The following is a 21,025-nucleotide window of genomic DNA, read 5'->3' as shown; positions in this document are numbered from 1 at the left end:
CGGACGGTGTGGGCGGCGGCCCCGGTTCGCGGATCAGTCCCCGGTGACGGCGGGTTTCGCGACGGCCGGTGCGTGGTCCGTGACAACGGCCGGCGCGCGGGGGTCCGTCACAGCCGACGGTGCTCGGTCCGTAGCGACGGCCGGTGCGTGGTCCGAAGGGACGGCAGCCGCGCGCTCCGGGTCCGGGGCGGGCCCGGGTTCCGGCGTCCCGGCGGGCTCCTCCGCCCGGGGCGGGGCCGGCTCCGTCCGCGCCGAGCGGGCGAAGGTGACCACGAGGGCGGAGACTGCCAGCACGCAGCCGGTCAGGGCGAAGGCCCAGCGGGCGCCGAAGGCGGTCAGCAGGGCGCCTCCGGCCAGCGGCCCGAACGGCTGGACCATGGAGGACAGGAAGCCCGCCGCGCTCTGCACCCGGCCCACGCGCTCCTCCGGGGTCACGACCAGGAGCTTCGAGAGGAATCCGATGCTGGCGATCGTCGACAGGCACATGGTGAACGCGCACATGAGCCCGGCCACCACCGGCCGGCTGACCAGGGCCATCACCCCGGCGGCCACCACACAGGTCCAGCAGGTGGCGACGATCAGGACCCGGGTGTGCCGGGCGGGGCTGAGCTTCGGCGCGAGCAGCGCCCCGGACAGCGCCCCGGCGGAGACACAGGTGAGGACGAAGCCGCCGCCCACGCCGGACGTGCCCCCGTCGGAGAACGCGGTCAGGGCGGTGAAGGTGAGTGCCCCGAACGCGAAGTTCATGCCCAGGCCGAACACCAGGAGGACCGTACGGAGATAGGGCAGGCCCCACAGGAAGGTCAGGCCCGCCAGGAGCTCGCGCCGGCTGAACACGGCGCCCGCCTTCCGCCTGGCCCGCGAGCGGGTGCGTACGAGGGCCACGCAGACGGTCGACAGCAGCAGGCCCAGCGCCTCGGCCGCGAACGGCAGGGCCGGGTGGATGCCGAACAGCGCTCCCCCGACCAGGGGTCCGACGAGCCGGGCGGTCTGGGTGCGCGCCTGGAGCCGCGCGGTGGCGGTGCCCATCTGATCGGCCGGGACTACCGCGCGCATGAGGCCGAAGACGGCCGGCCCGTAGACGCTGCCGATCACCGCGCCCGCCGTGGCGGTGAGCAGGACGAGGGCCATGGGGACGTGTCCGGACCAGACGGCCGCGGTGAGGGCGGTGACGACGAACAGGCTGCCGACGTCGCAGATCCGCATCAGCCGGCGGCGTTCGACACGGTCGGCCATCACCCCGCCGGGCAGCATCGTGAGCAGCACGGCTCCCACGGACACCGTCCCGACGGCACCGGCCTGCACCGCCGATCCGGTCTCCTTCAGCACCAGCAGCGGAAGGGCGAGGGAACTCATCTGCCCGCCCAGGACGGCGAAGAGGCCGCTCAGCCAGAGCAGCCGGAAATCCCTGTTGCCGCGCAGCGGCGTGGTCATCGTGAACTCCCGGGGACGGTCTGGTTCGTGACGAGGGGTGCGGCCCCGTCCGGGCCGCGGAAGCGACGGCGGGGCGGCTCCGTCACGACGGAACCGCCCCACATCACCGGCGGGCCGGGCGCCACGGCGGGAGAGGTCCTCCCCCGTCCCTCCGCGGCGCCGCCCCGGTGTGCCCGGTCAGTCGGCGAGGACGACGCTGATCACGCTGACGCAGCTGCCGCCCGGGGCCTCGATCTCCTTGTTGGCCGTCTCCTGGAGGTCCAGCACGGAGTGCGCCTCGACCTCGGGGGTCTCGTCGTTGTTGTCGTCGGCGACGGGCTGGGTGTTCTCGGACATGGTGGTCTCCGTCCACTCGTGACTGCACTGGCCCGGGGCCGGCGGGATGTCCCGCGGTCCGGTGCGGCGGGCTGTTGCCTGCCGTTGCCGAGAAAGTTAGGAGGCCCGGCCTGGGAGACGCTTCGGCAGCGGTATGGCAGTGGTATCCGGCCAGTTCGGAGCGTGTGCGCGGCCCTGGCCGGGGTGTTCGGGCGGGGTCCGGCGGGGCCGGTGAGCTGGGCCCATACCGCTTATGAACCGGCCGTGGACCGCCTTCGAACCGGTGCGCCGGAGTCTGGGTACGCGCCTGACGCGCCCCGGCCCTCTGAAGGAGGCGGCCCCGCATGGAACTCGGCGAACTCGTCGGACGGCGGCCCTTCCCGGCCGCCGGTCTGCTGCTCGGCCTCACCCGGCGCTGCCCCCTGAGCTGCGCCCACTGCTCGACCGGATCGTCCCTGGCCGTGCGGGAGGAGCCGGACGCCCGCCAACTGGTGCGCTTCGTCGGCTCGTTCACCGCCGCCGACCGGCCCGACGTGGTCATGCTGACCGGGGGTGAACCGCTGCTGCTGCCCGCACTCGTCGAGGAGCTGAGCTCCCGGGCGCGCGCCGCGGGTTCGCGCACGGCGCTGCTCAGCGGCATGTTCTTCGCCCGCTCCCGGGACATTCCTCCGCCGGTCCTGCGCGCGATCGCGGGGGTGGACCACTTCTCCGCCAGCCTCGACGCCCACCACGAGCGGGAGGTCCCCCGCGCCGACGTGTTCCGCGCCGTGCACCGGGTGCGGGAGACGGGTGTGGCGGTGAGCTTCCACCTCACGGGGACGGGGGCGGACGACCCCTACCTCGCGGACATCACCCGCGCCGTGGACGAGGAGTTCGGCGGTCAGGTCCCCTCACTGGTCAACGAGGTGCGGCCGTTCGGCCGGGCGGCCTCCTGGGCGGCGTCCGCCCGCACCGTCCCCGAGGCGGGCACGGTCTCCCCGTGCGCCATGGCCGCCTGGCCGGTGGTCGCCTTCGACGGGACGGTGCTCGCCTGCTGCAACCAGGACACCGTGGACCGGCGGCCGGCCCCCGCCCACCTGCGCCTCGGGCACATCGCCACCGACGACTGGGCGGCCGTACGCCGGCGGGCCCTGGAGTCACCCGTGCTGCGCATGATCCGCACGGTCGGCCCCGCCCATCTGGCCGCGCGCTCCGGTGTCCCCTCCCGGGGCGCCTCCTACTGCGACGGCTGCCGGGCCCTGGGTTCCGACGACAGGGTCGCCGCCGAGGCCGACGCCGTGGCGGCGGGGGCACCTGGCGCGCTGCTGGACCTGACCGCGGCCCACCGCGGGGCGGCGCGGGGGCCGGTGGGTGTCGTACGGCATCACGGCTGCGCCGCGTACGCGCCGCTGGTCCTGGCCCGTTCGACCGCCCCGGGCGGGTCCCGGTGAGCGCCCCCGGGCCGAGCTCCTCGGCACGGCTGCGGGTCACCCTGGGGCTGCTGGACGCGGACCTGCTCGACGCGATGGCGTACATGTGGCGCGAGGAGGAGCTGCTGCCGCGCTACCGGCGCTATCTGTGCGCCATGCACGCCGTGGTGCGGGCCTCCGTGCCGCTGATGGAACGCGCCCTGGAGCGGGCCGTGCTGCTGGACGTCTGCGGCGATCCGCTGGCGGGCCCCCTGGCGGCGTATCTCCGCGAGCACATCCGGGAGGAGGAGGGCCACGACGTCTGGCTGCTGGAGGACATCCGCGCGGCGGGTTCACTGCCTGCGGACGCCCTCGCCCCGATGCCGGCGCCGGTCGTCGCCGCGCTCGCCGGCTCCCAGTACTACTGGATCGAGCACCACCACCCGGTGGCCCTGCTCGGCTACATCGCGGTGCTGGAGGGGTACGCGCCCGCCGCCGGTCTGACCTCCCGCATCGCGCGCACGACCGGTCTGCCGGAGGCCGCCCTGCGGACGGTGCGGGAGCACGCGGCGCTGGACACGGGCCATCTGGACGATCTGTACGCGCTGCTGGACCGGCTGCCGCTGACCCGCGCCCAGGAGTCCGACGTGACCGTCAGCGCCCTGCACTCCCTTGACGCGCTCACCAGGCTGTTCGTCCGGCTCGCGCGCTCCGCGGCGGCGCCGCTGCCGCGGGGGGCCGGACCTCTCTCACCGACGGGAGTCACCCCATGACAGGACCACCCGACAGCAGCGCTCTCCCCGGGACGCCCGGGGGCGGTGGACCGCCCGCGCTGCCCGACGCGTTGTACGAGGCCGGGCTGCCGGTGGACATGCTCACCGACGAGCAGCGCCTCGTGCTCAGCCAGCTCACCGAGGAGGAGCTCGCGGTGCTGCTGGACATCAAGAGCCGGCTGGACGCAGTCGAACCAGAGGTCCGGGCGCACGGCGAGATCGCCGGCGGCGCCCTGTTCTGAGCCGTGTCCGCGCTGTTCTGAGCCGTGTCCGCCCTGTTCTGAGCCGTGTCCGCGCGGTCCGGCCGGTCCCTGGGTCCGGCCCCGGGGGTCCGGCCCCGGTGGGTCCGGCCCCGGTGGGTCCGGCCCCGGTGGGGGCGGGGCCGGTACGCACCGGCCCTGCCCGCCCGGCAGCGCGGCGCAGCCCCGCCCCCGCAGAGAAGGGATCGTCATGAACTGCCCCACGTGCCGCCAGGACCTGCCGGAGGACGCCAGGTTCTGCTCGTCCTGCGGGACGCCGTGCGCCGTCGCCGCCCCCGGGGAGGACGAACGCAAGCCGGTCACGGTGCTCTTCTGCGACCTCGTCGGCTCCACCGCCCTGTCGGGCGTGCTGGACCCGGAGACCCTGCGCACGGTGACGCTGCGGTACTTCGAGGCGATGAGCGCCCAGATCGTGGCGCGGGGCGGCACCCCGGAGAAGTTCATCGGCGACGCCGTGATGGCGGTGTTCGGTGTGCCGGTGGTCCGGGAGGACGACGCCCGGCGTGCGCTGGCCGCGGCGCTCGGCATGCGGGACGCGCTGGCCGCGCTCAACGAGGAGCTGGGCGCCACGCTCGGCATCACGCTGGCGACCCGGATCGGCGTCAACACCGGGCAGGTGGTGGCCGGTGGTGACGCGACGGCCCGTCAGGCCCTGGTCTCCGGGGAGACCGTCAACATCGCCGCGCGTTTGGAGCAGCACGCCGGCGCCGGTGAGATCCTCATCGGCCCGGACACCCTGCTCGCCGCCGGACCCACGGTCCTGGCCGAGCCCACCGGCCCACTCCGGCTGAAGGGCAAGCAGGACAGCGTGGAGGCCTACCGGCTGCTGGCCCTGGGCGCGGACGATCCGGCGCTGCTGCGCCGCTTCGACGTGCCCTTCGTCGGACGGGGCGCCGAGCAGGGGGCGCTGGACGCGGCCCTGTCGGGCACCGTGCGCGAGGGGCGGGCCGCCCTGCTGCGCGTCACCGGGGAGCCCGGCATCGGCAAGACTCGGCTGATCCGGGAGTGGCTGGCACGGCGCTCGGCCTCGGGACTCCTCACCTACGGCGCGGGCCGGTGCCGCGCGCACGGCGATCAGGGAACGCTCACCCCCCTCGCCGACGCCCTGCGCGGCCTGCCGGACCTCGCCGGTGCCCCGGACCCGTCCGAGGACCGCGCTCCCCGGTCCGGCACGGCGGCCGACGACGCGACGGCCCTGCTCCGCGCGGGTGTGCTGCGCGACGGGACGCCGAACGCCCCGTTCGAGGACCTGTGCGCCGCCCTGGCCACGACGCTGGGCCGGGCCGCCCGGAGCCGGCCCTTCGTGCTGGTGCTCGACGACACGCACGAGGCGGCGCCCCTGCTGATGCGCACGCTGGAGCGGCTGGCGGACGGTTCGGGGCCCGCGGGTGTGCTGGTGGTCTGTGTGGGCCGCCCGGACGGGACGGCGGACACCGAGGGCTGCCTCCAGATCTCCGGGCTGCCCCGCGAGGAGAGTGTCCGGCTCGCCGGGCTGCTGGCGGGGCTCGACGGTGGCACCGGACCGGTGGACGAGCGGCTCCTCTCGCGTGCGGAGGGCAACCCCCTCCATCTGGAGCAGCTGCTGGTGGGCGGCGGGGTCGACAGGGTGGCCCCGGGCGGAGGGGACGCCGGGCTGCCGCCCACGCTCCAGGCCCTGCTCGGCGCCCGGATCGGGGCGCTGGCCCGGACGGAGCGGACCGTGGTCGATCTCGCCGCCGTGGTCGGCCGCGAGTTCACCTCGGTGGAGCTCCTCCTGCTGGAGACGTCCGCGCGGCTGGCGGAGCGGCGGGGCCCCGCGGTGGTGGAGGTGTCCCCCGCCGAGCGGGCGCACCACCTGGGGCGCATCGAGGACGTACTGGTGGCGCTGACCGGGCGGCGCCTGGTGGAGCCGGCGCCGGGGACGGGTCCGTCGGGCTACCGGTTCAGCAGCGGGCTGGTGCACGAGGTGACGTACGCGTCGCTGTCCAAGCGCGCCAAGGCGGACCGCCACGCCTGGGCGGCGGAACTGCCCAGGGTGCTGCGGGCCGGGGACGGCGCCGTCGGCGGCCATCTCGAACGCGCCTGCCGCTACCGGACCGAGCTCGGGCTGCTCGACGACCGGACCGTCCGGCTGCGCGGCCGTGCGGCAGCCGCGCTGGGCCGCGCCGGGGCCCAGGCCGCCTCCCGGTCCGACCTCACCTGGGCGGACGACCTGCTGGAGCGGGCGGTCGAGCTGGACCCGCAGGACGCGGGCTCGGTCCGCAGGCTCGGCGAGGTCCGGGTGGCCCTCGGGCGGACCGCGAGCGGGGCCGGGCTGTTGCGCCGGGTGAGCGGGATGGAGTCGGTGCCGGTGGAGTCCGCGCACGCCAGGCTCGCGCTCGCCGTGCTGGATCCCTCGGGCCCGGGCCCCGGGCTCACGGCCACGGCGCGGGAGGTGCTGCCGGTCTTCGAGGCGGCCGGGGACGCGGTCGGCCGGGCCCGGTCCCATCTGAGGCTCGCCCAGCACCTCCAGCAGGCCGGCCGGCACGAGGAGGCGGAACGCGACCAGGCGTGCGCCCTGGAGCAGGCGGTCCTGGCGGGGGCCGAGCCGGAGCGGGCCGGCGCCCTCGGGGCCATCGGCATCTCCCTGTGGCGCGGTCCGGTGCCGGCCCCGGAGGCGGTGGCCCGCTGCCGCGCGCTGCTGGCGGCGCACGGCGAGGGCCGTCCGACGGTCAGGCTCACCCTCAACTGCCCTCTGGCGGTGCTGTACGCGCTCCAGGACCGGCCCCGCGAGGCGCGCGCCTGCCTCGCCGAGGCCCAGGAGCTCGCCGGGAAGCTGCGGTTCGCCGAGGCCGAGGTGTTCCTGCCGGTGTTCGGGGCCGCCGTCGAGGCGCTGCTCGGGCACGGCGGCACGGCGCTGGAGCTGCTGGCCGGCGCCGACGAGGCGGCCCGGCGCGCCGACGCGGCGGGGCTGCGGACCGCCGTGGCGCTGGACGCGGCCCGGATCGAGCTGGACGAGGGCCGGACCGGGCGGGCGGCGGCCTGGATCGCGGGCATGGGCGAGGCGTCGGAGCTGAGCCCGGCGGACGCCGTCGACCTGGACGGGCTGCGGGGCAGGCTGGCCGCCGCCGACGGGCGTCCGGCGGAGGCGGCCGGTCACGCGGACCGGGCCGTGCGGGCGTCGCTGCTCACGGACTCCCCGCTGGTACGGGCGACGGCCGAACTGGACCGGGCCCGCACCCTGTTCGCGCTCGGGCGGCAGGCCCCCGCGCTGGTCTCGGCACGGGCGGCACGGGACCACTTCGTGAGCAAGGGCCATCTGCCGGGGGCCCGCAGGGCCGCCGGCTGCGTGCCGGACGAGGACGAGGCCATGGTCACCACGACGGAGAGGAGCTGACCGATGGGAACCGTCGGAACAGGCACGGTGCCGGGGCGGGGGCTCACCTGGAGCCTGCGCGGGCGCGGCCCCGATGACGTACCGGTGCCCGCGGACGTGGGGCCGCCGGGCGGCCTGCCCGCGGAGCAGGCGACGGGGCGCGGCGTGCGGGTGTGCGTGGTGGACTCGGGCGTGGAGCTCGACCACCCGCTGGTGGGCCCGGTGGAGAGTTCATGGGTGGTGGTCAAGGACCCGGAGAGCGGGGAGATCACGGTCGAGCCGTCGGACACCGGCGACACCTGCGGGCACGGGACGGCGTGTGCGGGGATCATCCGCCGTACCGCCCCCGACTGCGAGATCCACAGCGTCCGGGTGCTCGGCGAGCGCTTCTCCGGCACCGGTGACGTTCTGATGGCCGGGCTCCGGTGGGCCGTGGAGCAGCGCTTCGACGTGGTGAACCTGAGCCTGTCGACCACCCGGTCCCGCTTCGCCCCCGAGCTGCACGGGCTGGCCGACCAGGCCTACTTCGGCCGTACGGTGCTCGTCGCGTCGGCCCACAACACCCCGGTGGAGAGCTTCCCCTGGCGGTTCGCGTCGGTGATCTCCGTGGGGAGCCACCAGGAGGACGACGAGCTGCACCTGTACAACCCGGAGCCGCCGGTGGAGTTCTTCGGGCCGGGGCAGAACGTGTCCGTGCCGTGGCTGGGCGGCACGACGATCCGCACCACCGGGAACAGCTTCGCCACCCCGTACGTCGCGGGGCTCTGTGCCCGTGTCCTGTCCGGGCACCCCAGGATGACGGCCTTTCAGCTCAAGAACGCCCTTTATCTGTCCGCGGCCAACGTGCACGCGGACCCGCGTCCCTCCACTGCGGCAGGAGATACCCGTGACGACTCCGAGAACTGACGCCATGCTCCCTCCGGCGTCCTTCCCCGTACCCGGCCCGGGTGAAGCGGCCCGGCACGAGCTGCTCCAGTCGGTCGTCGACGTGGCGCGCGCCATCTTCGGGGCGGCGGCGAGCTCCGTCTGCCTGCTGGACGAGGAGGCGGACGAGCTGGTCTTCCAGGCGGTCTCCGGGGAGGGCGAGGCGTTCCTGGTGGGGCGCAGGTTCCCCGCGGGCCGCGGCATCGCCGGCTGGGTGGCGACCTCGGGCGAGCCGATGATCGTGGACGACCTGAGCCGGAACACGTCCTTCGACCGCTCGCTGGCGGAGTCCACGGAGTACGTCCCGGACGCCCTGATGGCCGCCCCGCTGATCAGCGACGCACGCGTCCTCGGGGTGCTGGAGGTGCTGGACCCCTCCCCCCAGGCCCGGTCGGACGTCCGTGAGCTGGACCTGCTGGCGATGTTCGCCCGGCAGGCGGCAGCCGCGCTGCGGGTGCTCGCTCCGCAGCGGGCGGACGCACGCGTACTGGAGGGTGAACGGCGCGAGGACGCGTTGCAGCTGCTCGGCAGCCTGGAGCGACTCCTGCGGGGCACGGGCTGAGGGCCCGTACGCTGGGCGTCGCGCGGGAGTGACGGCCGGGTCCGTAGGGCAGGAGCCGGAGAGTGCCGGGCGGTTCCGCGCGCCGGCCCCCTGTGGAAGGACACGACGTGAAGCTCGCTTTCTCGACCCTCGGAGTACCGGGGCTGCCCATGGCGGACGTGGTGCGGCTCGCGGCCGGGAACGGGTACCAGGGGGTGGAGCTGCGCGCCCACCCCGAGGAGCCGGTCCACCCCGGCCTGAGTCCGCTCGAACGGGCCGCCGTGGCGGAGGAGTTCAAGCGCGGCGGAGTCGAGATCCTGACCGTCGCCGGGTATGTGCGGGTCGCGGCCCCGGGCGACGACGAGCCGGTGATCGCCGGGCTGGCGGAGCTGGTGGAGCTGGCCCGCGATCTCGGCGCGTCCTACGTCCGGGTGTTCCCCGGCGCCGGGGACCAGGACCCCGCCGAGGCCGACGCGGCCGCCGCCCGGCGGCTGGGGGCGGCGGCCCCGCACGCAGCCGACCTGGGCGTACGCATCCTGCTGGAGACCCATGACTCGCACCGCGCGGGGGCCGACGTGGCCCGGGTCGTCGGGACCGTCGGGCATGCGCAGATCGGTGCGATCTGGGACGTCATGCACACCTGGCTGGCGGGCGAGGAACCGGCGGCCACCCATGCGGTGCTGGCCCCGCACCTCGGATACGTACAGGTCAAGGACATCGCCTCCGCCGAGGAGACCACGCCGCTGGCCCTCGGCGCCGGGGTGCTGCCGCTGAAGGCGTGCCTGGACACCCCGGCCTCCGACGGCTGGGTCTGCTGGGAGTACGAGAAGCGCTGGTACCCCGGGGCGGCCGAGCTGCCGGAGCTGCTGGCCGCGGGGCGGGAGCACCTGCTGCGGCTCGGCGCGCCGAAGCAGTAGGTCAGACCAGCGCCTCCTCGGCGTCGGGCCGCTGCCGGACAGGGGTGCGGCGGGGCCTCGCGAGCGAGGTCAGCGCCACCCCGCCGACCAGCAGCGCCGCCGCGCACCAGCGCAGGGGGCTGATGGACTCGCCCAGGAGGAGCGCCGCGGAGGACATCCCGAACACGGGCACCAGCAGGGTGAACGGGGCCACGGACGACGCCGGGTGGTGGCGGAGGAGGAAGCCCCAGGCCCCGAAGCCGAAGACCGTGGTGATCCAGGCGACGTAGACGATGATGCCGACGCCGCTCCAGTCGAGCGACGACAGGGCCTCGGCGTCCCTCTCCCAGCCCTCGAAGAGCAGGGAGAGGCCGAGGAGCGGCAGCACGGGCACGGTCGACACCCAGACCATGAAGTTGAGGGAGTCGGGCGGGGCGGCCCTGCGGGTCAGGACGTTCGACACGCCCCAGCAGGCCGCCGCCGCGACGACCAGGACGAAGGCGAGGACGGGCCCGCCCGCCCCTTCGTCCACGGCGGCCACGCCGATGCCCGCGAGGGCCACCGCCATCCCCAGCACCCTGGTCCTGCCCGGTCGTTCGCCGAGCGCGAGCGCCGCGAACAGGGCAGTGAAGACGGCCTGGACCTGGAGGACGAGGGACGAGAGTCCGGCGGGCATCCCCCGGTCCATCCCGATGAAGAGCAGCCCGAACTTGGCGACCCCGAGGACCAGCCCCACCGAGATGATCCACTTCCACGCGACGGTGGGCCGCCCCACGAGGAGGACGGCGGGGAGCGCGGCGACGAGGAAGCGCAGGGCGGAGAAGAGCAGGGGCGGGAAGTGGGCGAGACCGAGCTCGATGACGACGAAGTTCACACCCCAGACGGCGGCGACCAGGGCCGCCAGGGCGATGTGGAGGGGACGCATGGACCGAGCATCCGATGCCGGGACCATGTAGCACCAGCGCGGATTTCTTCATGGTTGGATTAAGCACTGCTCATGCTTCCCGCCCGCTCGGAGGTCTCCGGTGCTCGACCTGTCCCGGCTGCGCGCCCTGCACGCCGTCTCCGTCCACGGTTCCGTCGCGGGCGCGGCAGCCGCCCTCGGCTACACGGCGTCGGCGGTCTCCCAGCAGATCACCAAGCTGGAGCGGGAGACCCGCACGATGCTGCTGGAGCGGCGGGGGCGCGGGGTGGCGCTCACCGAGGAGGCCCTGCACCTCGCGGAGACCGCGCGGCAGTTGCTGGCGATCGTCGAGCGGGCCGAGACGACGCTCGAACAGCGCAGGGGCCTCCCCGCCGGCCGGCTGTCCATCGGCGCGTTCGCCTCGGCGGCGCGCGGGCTGCTGCCCGGGGTGCTGGCGGAGCTGCAGCGCGAGCACCCGCAGCTGGACGCGCGGCTGACCGAGGTCGATCCGCACCTCTCGGTCGATCTGGTGGCGAAGGGCGTGATCGATCTCGCGGTGGCCCACGACTGGGACATCTCACCGCTGCCCGCGCCGGAGGGTGTGGCGCAGGCGGTGATCGGTGACGACCGGTGCGATCTGCTGGTCGCCCAGGGGCATCCGCTCGCCGGCCGGGACGCGGTGCGCAGGGAGGAGCTGGCCGGGGAGCGCTGGATCTGCCAGCCGCCCGGCACGGTGTGCCACGACTGGCTCGTACGGACGCTGCGGACGGCGGGGTACGAGCCCGACATCCGCCACCAGGCGGAGGAGAACCACACCCAGCTGGCCCTGGTCGCGGCCGGGCTCGGGGTGGCGATGATCCCCCGGCTGGGCCGGGGCCCGCTGCCGGCCGGGGTGGTAGCGGTGCGGCTGGACCCCGTGCCGGTACGGAGGCTGTACGCCCTGTGGCGCACGGAGGCGGCGCGGCGGCCCGCGATCATCGCGGCGGTCTCGGTGCTGCGCGGCCGGGGCGCGGGGGCCGGACTGTCCTGAGCGGGCGGCACCCCACGCACGTCCGTGTGTCACACCCCTTCACGGGCCGCCCCCTTGACTGGTAGTTACTTTCCATATATCCGTACCTTCTTGGAAGTTTCTTTCAGCACCGGAAGGGGCTCACGTGCACAACCGCACCTCCAGACGCACCCTCCTCACCGCCACCGCAGCGACCGCCGCAGCCGCGGCGACCGGCGCCGTCGCCCTTCCCGGGACGGCGCGGGCAGCCGCCTCCGGCGCCTCACCGGACAGTGGCCTCAAGCGGCTCATCGCCCGGATGAGCCTGGAGGAGAAGGTCGGCCAGCTCTTCGTGATGCGGGTGTACGGCCACTCCGCCACCGAGCCCGACCAGGCGGACGTCGATGCCAACCTCGCCGAGATCGGGGTACGCGACGCCGCCGAGCTGATCTCCACGTACCACGTCGGCGGCATCATCTACTTCGCCTGGGCGCACAACACCCGCGACCCGCACCAGATCGCCGATCTCTCCAACGGCATCCAGCGGGCCGGGCTCGCCGGGCCGACCCCGCTGCCGCTCCTCGTCTCCACGGACCAGGAGCACGGCATCGTGTGCCGCGTCGGCGAGCCCGCGACGCTGCTGCCGGGCGCGATGGCCCTGGGCGCGGGCGGCTCCCGCTCCGACGCGCGCACGGCGGGCCGGATCGCCGGGAGCGAGCTGGCGGCGCTGGGCATCAACCAGAACTACGCGCCGGACGCGGACGTCAACGTCAACCCGGCCAACCCCGTCATCGGCGTACGCTCCTTCGGCTCCGACCCCGACTCGGTGGCCGCTCTGGTCGCCGCACAGGTGAAGGGCTATCAGAGCGCGGGGATCGCCGCCACGGCCAAGCACTTCCCCGGCCACGGCGACACCAGCACCGACAGCCACACCGGCCTGCCCGTGATCCACCACACCCGCGAGCAGTGGGCCGAGCTGGACGCCCCGCCGTTCCGGGCCGCCGTCGCCGCCGGCATCGACTCGATCATGACGGCGCACATCGTGGTGCCCGCCCTGGACCCCTCCGAGGACCCGGCCACCCTGTCCCGCCCGATCCTCACCGGCATCCTGCGCGAGGAGCTCGGCTACGACGGCGTGGTGGTCACCGACGCACTGGGGATGGAGGGCGTCCGCACGAAGTACGGCGACGAGCGCGTCCCCGTCCTCGCGCTGCTGGCCGGTGTCGACCAGCTGCTGAACCCGCCGGACCTCAAGGTCGCCTGGACCGCCGTCCTGAACGCCGTGAAGAGCGGCGAGATCAGCGAGGCCCGCATCGAGGAATCGATCCTGCGCATCCTGCGGCTGAAGGCGAAGCTCGGGCTGTTCCGCGATCCCTATGTCACCCACCGGGGCGTCGACCGCACCGTCGGCATCCCCTCCCATCTCGCCGCCGCCGACCGGATCGCCGAGCGGACGACCACGCTGCTCGCCAACACCGGTGGGCTGCTGCCCCTCTCGCGCCGCTCCCACAGGAACCTCCTGGTGGTGGGCGCCGATCCCGCGTCCCCCTCCGGCACGACCGGCCCCCCGACCACCACGCTCGCCGGGGCCTTCCAGGAGCTGGGCTACACCGCGACCGCGCTGTCCACCGGCACGGCTCCGACCCAGGCGAGGATCGCCGAGGCGGTGGCCGCGGCGCAGGGCAAGGACGCCGTGGTCGTGGGCACGTACAACGTCTCGGCGACCAGCTCCCAGCGCGCCCTGGTCAGCGCGCTGGCGGCGACCGGGGTCCCGGTGATCGCCCTGGCGATCCGCAATCCGTACGACATCGCCCAGCTGGCGGGGACCGGCTTCGCCGCCGCCCTCGCCGCGTACTCCTGGACGGATGTCGAACTCCGGGCCGCCGCCCGGGTGATCGCGGGACGGGCCGAGCCGGAGGGCAGGCTGCCGGTACCGGTGCAGCGCGCGGACGCTCCCGCGCAGGCGCTGTACCCGGTCGGCTTCGGGCTGTCGTACAGGAGGTACGCCTCTCCCTCGTCCTGACCACCCCAACGAGCTAAAAACACCCCGTGCACCTGGCGTGTGCCCGCCCCGGCGGGTCACGCTGGGTGCACGTCCTCAGGGGCGTGACCTGGGGGGTCAGCCATGGAGAAGCGCCGTGTCGGGGCAGTGCTGCGCGCCCTGCTGCCGGTCGCCGCCGCGCTGGCCCTGACGGCCTGCCGGCACCCCGTGGGCAGTGCGTCGAGCACACCTGCGACCGGGTCGGGGGTCGGCTCGGCGCCTTCGGGCTACGGGGTGGAGTTCCTGGGGCCGGCCGACTGCAGCTCGCGCGGCGAGGCGTTCCGCGAGGTGTCGTGCGGCAGCGAGAAGGCGGCGGCGCGGGTGCTCGCCCGTCACACGGGCGCTCCCTCGGACGGACCGCCCTGCCCGCCGACGACCGACTTCGTCCTGCACATCTCGCGGGGCGGCCCCTCCCCCGGCGGCCCCGGCGACCAGCCGCGCGGATACGCCTGCATGCGCAATCTGGAGTCCCCGCACCCGGGCGATCCCGGGCAGGGCGGAGGTCCGCTGACGGTCGTCGGGGACTGTGTCCACGGCTTCCGCGAGGGCGAGGTCAGGGAGACCGCCTGTGACGGATCGGGCGAGAGGCCACCGGAGTTCGAGATCGCCTCGGCGGTGGCCCGGCGCGCGCTCTGCCCGGACACGACGGACCTGTATGTGCGGCTGGGCGGGGACAGACCGGTGGGCTGCGCCCGCCGGATGTGAACAACACCCGGCGCGCACAGCCCACTTCGGTCCGGCCGGAGCCGGCCCGGACGAAGGCCCCCTAGGGCCTCAGTGTCCCCTGCTCGCGCCGGAGTTCGGCGTCCCTCACATCGAGGCGCTTGTCGAACTTCGCGAGCGGCTTCGCCTGCGTCGGATCGGCCTGGACGGCCGCGGGCGCGACCCCGGCCCAGCGCAGGATGGCCGCGGTGGCCCGGGCCTTCTCGTCGGCGACGAGACCGGCGACCTTGGAGCCGTGGTTGCCGCCCGGCACGGTGTAGACGTAGCTGTCGTGCGCACCCCTGCCGAGACGGAAGGGCTCGGCGCCCCACGGGTCGTTCTCGCCGTAGACGTACAGCATGCGGGTGGCGTTGTGCCGGACCCAGCTGTCGACGTCACGCATCGCGGAGGGCTGGAACTTCATCGGGATGGAGCGCGGGACGAAGTTGCGGGGCGGCTGGTAGCCGTAGCGGCTGAGATCGCCGAGCCAGGGCTGCTGGATGTCGGGCGATCCCAGCTGGGTGCCCGCCTGGTAGTAGTACGGCGTGTAGGTGTTCAGTCCCTGGTCGGCGTAGGCGGAGAAGCCCGAGATGCCGTCGATGGAGTCCCAGATCTCCTGGTCGGTGGCGTTCGGGGCGTCGGCCGGGATGGAGTCGCAGTCGGCGAGGAGGCTGTACTGCCAGTACGCCCAGACGTAGTCCATGACGACGGCCTCGTAGGCCTTGTCGAGCGTGCCGACGGTGTTGAAGGTGAGGCCGTTCTCGGCGGCGTACGCCTCGTACTTCTTCTCCAGCGGCTCCCGGCGGACGAGGGCCTCGCGCTGGACGCCGTTCAGCCGGTCGCGGCACTCCTTCGTCCCGACGTTCTCGAAGAACCGGTCGTACGCCGAGTCCTCCTTGTTGTTCACGTCGTTGGGGGCGACATAGGCGACGACGCCGTCCATGTCCTTCGGGTAGAAGCGCTCGAAGTAGGTGGCCGTCATGCCGCCCTTGGAGCCTCCGGTGGAGATCCAGTTCTGGGAGTAGATCTTCTTCAGCGCGGTGAAGACACGGTGCTGGTCGCTGGCGGCCTGCCAGATGTCGAGCTTCGACCAGTCGGCGGGCGCCGGGCGGGACGGAGTGAAGAAACGGTACTCCAGGGAGACCTGGTTACCGTCGACGATCTGCGTCGGCTCACTGCGGCTGGGGTTGGTGGAGACGTTGTAGCCGCTGGTGAAGAAGACCGTCGGCCGGCTCGTGTCCTTGTGCAGCAAGGTGACGCGCTGCTGGAACGTGCCCTTGGACGGGTGCTTGTGATCCACCGGCTGGGTGTAGTTGAGGACGAAGTAGCGGTAGCCGGGATACGGCTTCTCCTCGATCAGGCTCATCCCCGGGATGGCCAGGATGCGGTCCTTGATGTCCTCGGTGCCGCTCTCGTTGCTGCTGCTGGTCGAGCCGCTGTTCTGCTTCGCGGCCGGTTCCGCGGCGGTGGCCGCACCGGCCGAGGCCCCGGTCGCACTCACTGTGCCGATGAGCACCGCGAGCGACAGAACGCCTCTGAGCGCCTTGCGCATGCACCCTCCCCTTGATTCACGACAGACGCCGTGAACCTAGCGGGGGCAACACCTGCCACGCCAGACCCAGTTGTACCTCAGCACAGAATCCAGCCGGTGGAGGCGGAGGAGCCGCCGACGGAACCGGACGCGCGGACGCACCGGTTGAGCGCGTGCACCTTGACCGGCCCGGCCAGCTGGGTGAACCTGCCGCTGTCGACGACCGCGCTTCCCCCGCGCGGCTGCAACGACACCTTCATCGAACGGCGGGCGCCCGGTTTCTTGGCGACCGTGACGGCGCAGGCGTACGAGCGGGTCCTGTAGACGCGCAGCGTGCCGGTGGAGAACGTCACCGTCTTGGCGAGCCGGCCGGAGCAGCCGGACACGGCCTGGGCGGGCGCCGCTCCGGTGGGCCCCAGTACGAGGCCGAGGGAGCCCAGCAGCGGCAGGACGAGGAGCGTCACCGCCACACGCCGTCCGGCCGCCCGGGACCCCGGCCGCTCCGCGGGCTTCATCGGTCTCGCCACCTCGTCCACCCCACCCGTTCCTTCGAACGCATCGACCCTCTCCCGACACACGTACGCATGGGTGTACGACGCGAGAAGGGGCCCCTGAGGTTGCGGAGGGGCTCAGACTCCTGCCGGGGCGCCTTCCCCTATGCCCTCGTCGAGCCCTTCTCCTATGAAGGTCCGCCACAGCCGCGCGTAGGCGCCTTCCCTGGCCAGCAGCTCGTCGTGCGTGCCGTCCTCGGCGACCCTGCCCCGGTCCATCACCACGACCCGGTCCGCGCGGGCGGCCGTCGTCAGCCGGTGGGCCACCACCAGCGTGGTGCGCCGGCCCGCCAGCCGGTCGGTGGCCTGGTTGACCTGGGCCTCGCTGGCGAGGTCGAGGGAGGCGGTCGCCTCGTCCAGCAGCAGGATGTCCGGGTCGACCAGCTCGGCGCGGGCGAGCGCGATCAGCTGGCGCTGGCCCGCCGAGAGGTTGCGCCCGCGCTCGGCGACCTCGTGGAGGTAGCCGTCCTCCAGCGTGGCGATCATGTCGTGCGCGCCGACCGCCCTGGCCGCCGCCTCCACCTGGGCGTCCGTGGCCTGCGGCTGCCCGTAGGCGATGGCGTCGCGGACCGTCCCCTCGAAGAGGTACGCCTCCTGGGGCACGACTCCGAGCCGGTGCCGGTACGCCGTCCTGTCGAGGCGGCGCAGGTCCGTGCCGTCCGCTGTGACCCGCCCGCTCGTCGGGTCGTAGAACCGGGCGACGAGCTTGACCAGCGTGGACTTGCCCGCCCCCGTCTCGCCGACGAAGGCGACCGTCTGGCCGGCCGGAATGCGCAGATCGATGCCGGTGAGGGCCTCCTCCTCGCCCGCGTACGCGAACGACACGTCCTCGAAGGCGATCTCGCCGCGCAGCGAGGTCACGTCCTGCGGCTCCTCGTGGTCGGCCGTGGAGGTCGGCTCCCGCAGGAGCTCCTGGATGCGGCCGAGGGAGACGCTGGCCTGCTGGTAGCCGTCGAAGACCTGGGAGAGCTGCTGCACGGGGGCGAAGAACAGGTCGATGTAGAGGAGGTAGGCGACCAGCGCGCCCGTGGTCAGGGTGCCGTTGTCGACGCGGCCCGCGCCGACGATCAGCACGGCGGCGGCGGCGACCGAGGCGAGCAGCTGCACGAAGGGGAAGTAGACGGAGATCAGCCACTGCCCGCGCACCCTGGCCCGGCGGTAGTGGTCGCTGCGCTCCGCGAAGCGCTCGGCGCCGTCGTGCTCGCGGCGGAAGGCCTGCACGATCCGCAGCCCGGCGACGGACTCCTGGAGGTCGGCGTTGACGACGCTGATGCGCTCACGGGCGAGCTCGTACGCCTTGACGCTCTTGCGGCGGAAGAAGAACGTGCCGACGATCAGCAGCGGCAGCGTGGCGAAGACGACCAGGGCCAGCTGGAGGTCGAGGACGAGCAGCACGACCGTGATGCCGAAGAAGGTGACGAGGGAGACGAAGGCCGTGACCAGACCGGTCTGGAGGAACGTCGAGAGCGCGTCGACGTCCGTCGTCATCCTGGTCATGATGCGGCCGGTCAGCTCGCGTTCGTAGTAGTCGAGGCCGAGCCGCTGGAGCTGCGCGAAGATCTTGAGGCGCAGGGAGTACAGCACGCGCTCACCGGTGCGGCCCGTCGTCCGGGTCTCGCCGATCTGGGCCGCCCACTGCACGAGGACGGCGAGCAGGCCGAGGCCGGCCGCCGCCCAGACCGCGCCGAGCGCCATCTTCGTGACACCGTCGTCGATGCCGTGCCGGATCAGCACGGGCAGCAGCAGGCCCATGCCGGCGTCGACGGCGACCAGCCCGAGGCTCACCAGCAGCGCGGCCCCGAAGCCGTGCAGCAGCCTGCGCAGCCCGTAGGACTGCTCCGGGCGCACCGCGCTCGCCTCGTCGATGGCCGGGACGTCCGTGGCGGGCGGCAGCGCGTCGACCTGGGCGAGGAGCTCGGGAGTGGCGGGCATGCCCGCGGCGGCCCTGTCGCGCGGCTGCTCCTTGCGGATCCAGAGCTCGGGGGTGACACCGCGCTCGGCGTCGAACTCGGCGTCCAGTTCCTCCTGGAGCGCGCGGTCGTCCTCGGGCGCCGCCACCGCCGAGGGCCGGTGGCCCGGGGAGGTGCCGCCCATCTCGTCCGGGTCGGTGAGCAGCCGGCGGTAGAGCGCGGAGCGGCGCTCCAGCTCCGCGTGCGTGCCGATGTCGGCGAGCCGCCCCTGGTCGAGGACGGCGATGCGGTCGGCGAGGCCGAGGGTGGAGCGGCGGTGGGCTATCAGCAGGGTGGTGCGGCCCTCCATGACCTGGGCCAGGACCTCGTGGATCTCGTGCTCGACCCGGGCGTCGACGGCCGAGGTCGCGTCGTCCAGGAGCAACAGGCGCGGGTCGGTGAGGAGGGCGCGGGCCAGGGCGACGCGCTGGCGCTGGCCGCCGGAGAGGGTGAGGCCGTGTTCCCCGACCTTGGTGTCGTACCCCTCGGGCAGCTCGGAGATGAAGCCGTGCGCCTGGGCGGCGCGGGCGGCCCGCTCGATCTGCTCCTGGGTGGCGCCGGGACTTCCGTACGCGATGTTGGCGCCGACGGACTCGGAGAAGAGGAAGCTGTCCTCCGGTACGAGCCCGATGGCGGCCCGCAGCGACTGCTGGGTCAGCTCCCGGACGTCGTGGCCGCCGACCAGGACCGCGCCGTGCGAGACGTCGTAGAAGCGGGGCAGCAGGAGCGAGACGGTGGACTTGCCGCTGCCGGAGGCGCCGACGACGGCCACGGTCTCGCCGGGCTCGATGGTGAGGGAGAAGCCGTCCAGGACGGGGCGGTCGTCGTCGTAGCCGAAGCGGACGTCGTCGAACTCGACGCTCGCGGGGGCGTCGGCGGGAAGCTCCTTGGTGCCGTCCTTCATGGACGGCTCGGTGTCGATGAGTTCCAGGACGCGCTCCACACCGGCCCTGGCCTGCTGGCCGACGGTGAGGACCATGGCGAGCATCCGGACCGGGCCGACGAGCTGGGCGAGGTAGGTGGAGAAGGCGACGAACGTGCCGAGGGTGATCTCGCCCCGGGTGGCGAGCCAGCCTCCGAGGGCGAGCATCGCGACCTGGCCGAGCGCGGGGACGGCCTGGAGCGCCGGGGTGTAGCGGGAGTTCAGCCGGATGGTGCGCAGCCGGCCCGCGAAGAGCCTGCGGCTGACCTCGCGGAGCTTGCCCGTCTCCTGCTCCTCCTGGCCGAAGCCCTTCACGACCCGGACGCCGGAAACGGCTCCGTCGACGACTCCGGCGACGGCTGCGGCCTGGCTCTGGGCGTACCAGGTGGCGGGGAAGAGCCGGGCCTTGGAGCGGCGGGCGATGAACCAGAGGGCGGGGGCGACGGCGAGGGCGATGAGGGTCAGGGGCAGCGAGAGCCACGCCATGATCACCAGGGAGATGAGGAAGAGCAGGATGTTCCCGATGGTCATCGGGAGCATGAAGAGGAGGCCCTGGATCAGCTGGAGGTCACTGGTGGCACGGCCGACGACCTGACCGGTGGAGAGCTCGTCCTGCCGCTTCCCGTCGAGCCGGGTGAGGGTGCCGTACATCTCGGTCCGCAGATCGTGCTGTACGTCGAGTGCGAGCCGGCCGCCGTAGTAGCGGCGGACGAAGGTGGCGGCGTAGACGAGGACGGCCGCGCCGATCAGCAGACCGGTCCAGACGCCGAGGGAGCGGGTGTGGCTCCCCACGACGTCGTCGATGATCACCTTGGTGATGAGCGGGACGAGGGCCATCACGGCCATGCCGGCGAGCGAGGAGCCGAGGGCGAGCACGACATTGCGGCGGTAGCGCCACGCGTATCCGCTCAGCCGCCGGCCCCAGCCCTGTTTCTCCCCGCTCCGCTTCTCCGCGCCCGCCACCCGTGCCTCCTGCTCTCGCCCCGTTGCCCCGCCTGACCTACCGCATGTCCCCAACGCCGTCAGCTGCGGATTTCATCCTTCCGCAACAATTCTCGGCCGATGGGCCCAGAAGCGGGCGGGTGGTCCTAGGACCCGGCGTCAACCGGCCCGGCTTTCGTCACTCGTTGGGCCGCCTTCCCTCTCGGGATCGAATGTCATACATTGGAAGGCATATACCTTCCAGTGTATGAATGCAGATTTCATCATCGAGATCGAGCCGGAGGTCCGACTGTGGCTGACAAATCTGTCGGCGAGCGACTACGAGCGGGCGGCGCACGCCGCTGAGCGTCTGTCCAGAAGCCCTACGACGTTGAGCGAGCCGCACTCCAGATACTTGGGGGATGGTGTGCGGGAGTTGCGATTCGACCTGGGGCGCCATCGCGAGGCAGTCCGAATTTCGTACTGGCTTGCGCCGGAGCGCCGCATCGTGTTGCTCACCGTCTTCCGCAAGACGCGCCGACGCGAGAATGCGGAAGTCACTCGCGCCAGGCGTGCGAAGGCCACCTGCGAGACGGAGCACAAGCCGGCTCATGACACGTTCACTCGCGACGTCTAGAGAGGGAGAGGCAC

At 73.5% G+C, this 21,025-nt stretch carries 17 protein-coding genes; 11 read left to right on the top strand and 6 right to left on the bottom strand.

The features are described from left to right. Positions 1–33: 33 nt before the first annotated feature. Complete coding sequence (locus tag ACWCQM_RS04730; RefSeq protein ID WP_450913900.1) at positions 34–1,434, bottom strand: MFS transporter; 1,401 nt, start codon at positions 1,432–1,434, stop codon at positions 34–36. A 177-nt stretch (positions 1,435–1,611) separates the two neighbouring features. Then, a complete protein-coding gene (locus ACWCQM_RS04725; RefSeq protein WP_198959660.1) occupies positions 1,612–1,770 on the bottom strand; it encodes a hypothetical protein in 159 nt (52 codons plus the stop codon). Positions 1,771–2,093: 323 nt separating this feature from the next. Here ACWCQM_RS04725 and ACWCQM_RS04720 point away from each other — a divergent pair, with 323 nt between their 5' ends. The 7 genes from ACWCQM_RS04720 to ACWCQM_RS04690 all read left to right on the top strand — a co-directional run bounded on the left by ACWCQM_RS04720 (position 2,094) and on the right by ACWCQM_RS04690 (position 9,886). Beyond that, on the top strand, positions 2,094–3,179 hold the full coding sequence (locus ACWCQM_RS04720) for a radical SAM protein (RefSeq protein WP_450913899.1): 1,086 nt from the start codon (positions 2,094–2,096) through the stop codon (positions 3,177–3,179). Then, on the top strand, positions 3,176–3,910 hold the full coding sequence (locus tag ACWCQM_RS04715; protein ID WP_450913898.1) for an iron-containing redox enzyme family protein: 735 nt from the start codon (positions 3,176–3,178) through the stop codon (positions 3,908–3,910). Before ACWCQM_RS04720 ends, ACWCQM_RS04715 begins: the two co-directional genes overlap by 4 nt. Next, complete coding sequence (locus ACWCQM_RS04710) at positions 3,907–4,152, top strand: aroma-sacti cluster domain-containing protein (RefSeq protein WP_450913897.1); 246 nt, start codon at positions 3,907–3,909, stop codon at positions 4,150–4,152. Before ACWCQM_RS04715 ends, ACWCQM_RS04710 begins: the two co-directional genes overlap by 4 nt. Positions 4,153–4,360: 208 nt before the next feature. Then, a complete protein-coding gene (locus ACWCQM_RS04705) occupies positions 4,361–7,525 on the top strand; it encodes an adenylate/guanylate cyclase domain-containing protein (RefSeq protein WP_450913896.1) in 3,165 nt (1,054 codons plus the stop codon). A gap of 3 nt (positions 7,526–7,528) precedes the next feature. Beyond that, complete coding sequence (locus tag ACWCQM_RS04700) at positions 7,529–8,410, top strand: S8 family peptidase (protein ID WP_450913895.1); 882 nt, start codon at positions 7,529–7,531, stop codon at positions 8,408–8,410. Between the two features lie 4 nt (positions 8,411–8,414). Continuing rightward, entirely contained in the window at positions 8,415–8,990 is a 576-nt protein-coding gene (locus ACWCQM_RS04695; protein ID WP_450914088.1) for a GAF domain-containing protein, read from the top strand. Positions 8,991–9,097: 107 nt separating this feature from the next. Further along, the gene (locus ACWCQM_RS04690; RefSeq protein WP_450913894.1) at positions 9,098–9,886 is read left to right on the top strand and encodes a sugar phosphate isomerase/epimerase family protein; all 789 of its coding nucleotides are present in this window, start codon (positions 9,098–9,100) and stop codon (positions 9,884–9,886) included. 1 nt (position 9,887) lies between these two features. Here the strand turns inward: ACWCQM_RS04690 and ACWCQM_RS04685 are convergent, their stop codons facing one another. Beyond that, positions 9,888–10,790 (bottom strand): EamA family transporter, encoded by a 903-nt coding sequence (locus ACWCQM_RS04685; RefSeq protein ID WP_450913893.1) that lies wholly within the window; start codon positions 10,788–10,790, stop codon positions 9,888–9,890. Between the two features lie 100 nt (positions 10,791–10,890). On the opposite strand from ACWCQM_RS04685, the gene ACWCQM_RS04680 reads away from it, so the two are divergent. The 3 genes from ACWCQM_RS04680 to ACWCQM_RS04670 all read left to right on the top strand — a co-directional run bounded on the left by ACWCQM_RS04680 (position 10,891) and on the right by ACWCQM_RS04670 (position 14,503). Further along, positions 10,891–11,799, top strand: coding sequence for a LysR substrate-binding domain-containing protein (locus ACWCQM_RS04680; protein WP_450913892.1), 909 nt, complete (start codon positions 10,891–10,893; stop codon positions 11,797–11,799). Positions 11,800–11,923: 124 nt separating this feature from the next. Then, on the top strand, positions 11,924–13,780 hold the full coding sequence (locus ACWCQM_RS04675) for a glycoside hydrolase family 3 protein (RefSeq protein ID WP_450913891.1): 1,857 nt from the start codon (positions 11,924–11,926) through the stop codon (positions 13,778–13,780). A gap of 102 nt (positions 13,781–13,882) precedes the next feature. Next, positions 13,883–14,503 carry a hypothetical protein gene (locus ACWCQM_RS04670; protein WP_450913890.1) on the top strand — a complete coding sequence of 207 codons (621 nt, stop codon included), beginning with the start codon at positions 13,883–13,885 and terminating at the stop codon, positions 14,501–14,503. 61 nt (positions 14,504–14,564) lie between these two features. Here the strand turns inward: ACWCQM_RS04670 and ACWCQM_RS04665 are convergent, their stop codons facing one another. From ACWCQM_RS04665 to ACWCQM_RS04655, 3 genes are all read right to left on the bottom strand, one after another. Next, the gene (locus ACWCQM_RS04665; protein ID WP_450913889.1) at positions 14,565–16,052 is read right to left on the bottom strand and encodes a S28 family serine protease; all 1,488 of its coding nucleotides are present in this window, start codon (positions 16,050–16,052) and stop codon (positions 14,565–14,567) included. A 77-nt stretch (positions 16,053–16,129) separates the two neighbouring features. After that, positions 16,130–16,546 carry a hypothetical protein gene (locus tag ACWCQM_RS04660; RefSeq protein ID WP_450913888.1) on the bottom strand — a complete coding sequence of 139 codons (417 nt, stop codon included), beginning with the start codon at positions 16,544–16,546 and terminating at the stop codon, positions 16,130–16,132. A 114-nt stretch (positions 16,547–16,660) separates the two neighbouring features. Continuing rightward, positions 16,661–20,416: an ABC transporter ATP-binding protein gene (locus tag ACWCQM_RS04655; protein ID WP_450913887.1), complete on the bottom strand. Its 3,756-nt coding sequence runs from the start codon at positions 20,414–20,416 to the stop codon at positions 16,661–16,663. 226 nt (positions 20,417–20,642) lie between these two features. Between ACWCQM_RS04655 and ACWCQM_RS04650 the strand changes: the two genes are divergently transcribed. Then, a complete protein-coding gene (locus ACWCQM_RS04650; RefSeq protein ID WP_450913886.1) occupies positions 20,643–21,011 on the top strand; it encodes a type II toxin-antitoxin system RelE/ParE family toxin in 369 nt (122 codons plus the stop codon). The last annotated feature ends 14 nt before the right edge of the window (positions 21,012–21,025 follow it).

It is taken from the genome of Streptomyces sp. NPDC002125 (genome assembly GCF_053593715.1).
Note: the sequence above shows the minus strand (reverse complement) of the source record. Positions and strands in the feature narration are given on the sequence as shown.

Coding starts and splice junctions, on each gene's coding strand:
- ACWCQM_RS04670 (WP_450913890.1), top strand. CDS start 13,883: ATGGAGAAGCGCCGTGTCGGGGCAGTGCTGCGCGCCCTGCTGCCGGTC.
- ACWCQM_RS04720 (WP_450913899.1), top strand. CDS start 2,094: ATGGAACTCGGCGAACTCGTCGGACGGCGGCCCTTCCCGGCCGCCGGT.
- ACWCQM_RS04730 (WP_450913900.1), bottom strand. CDS start 1,434: ATGACCACGCCGCTGCGCGGCAACAGGGATTTCCGGCTGCTCTGGCTG.
- ACWCQM_RS04710 (WP_450913897.1), top strand. CDS start 3,907: ATGACAGGACCACCCGACAGCAGCGCTCTCCCCGGGACGCCCGGGGGC.
- ACWCQM_RS04685 (WP_450913893.1), bottom strand. CDS start 10,790: ATGCGTCCCCTCCACATCGCCCTGGCGGCCCTGGTCGCCGCCGTCTGG.
- ACWCQM_RS04650 (WP_450913886.1), top strand. CDS start 20,643: ATGAATGCAGATTTCATCATCGAGATCGAGCCGGAGGTCCGACTGTGG.
- ACWCQM_RS04725 (WP_198959660.1), bottom strand. CDS start 1,770: ATGTCCGAGAACACCCAGCCCGTCGCCGACGACAACAACGACGAGACC.
- ACWCQM_RS04700 (WP_450913895.1), top strand. CDS start 7,529: ATGGGAACCGTCGGAACAGGCACGGTGCCGGGGCGGGGGCTCACCTGG.
- ACWCQM_RS04695 (WP_450914088.1), top strand. CDS start 8,415: ATGCTCCCTCCGGCGTCCTTCCCCGTACCCGGCCCGGGTGAAGCGGCC.
- ACWCQM_RS04660 (WP_450913888.1), bottom strand. CDS start 16,546: ATGAAGCCCGCGGAGCGGCCGGGGTCCCGGGCGGCCGGACGGCGTGTG.
- ACWCQM_RS04705 (WP_450913896.1), top strand. CDS start 4,361: ATGAACTGCCCCACGTGCCGCCAGGACCTGCCGGAGGACGCCAGGTTC.
- ACWCQM_RS04665 (WP_450913889.1), bottom strand. CDS start 16,052: ATGCGCAAGGCGCTCAGAGGCGTTCTGTCGCTCGCGGTGCTCATCGGC.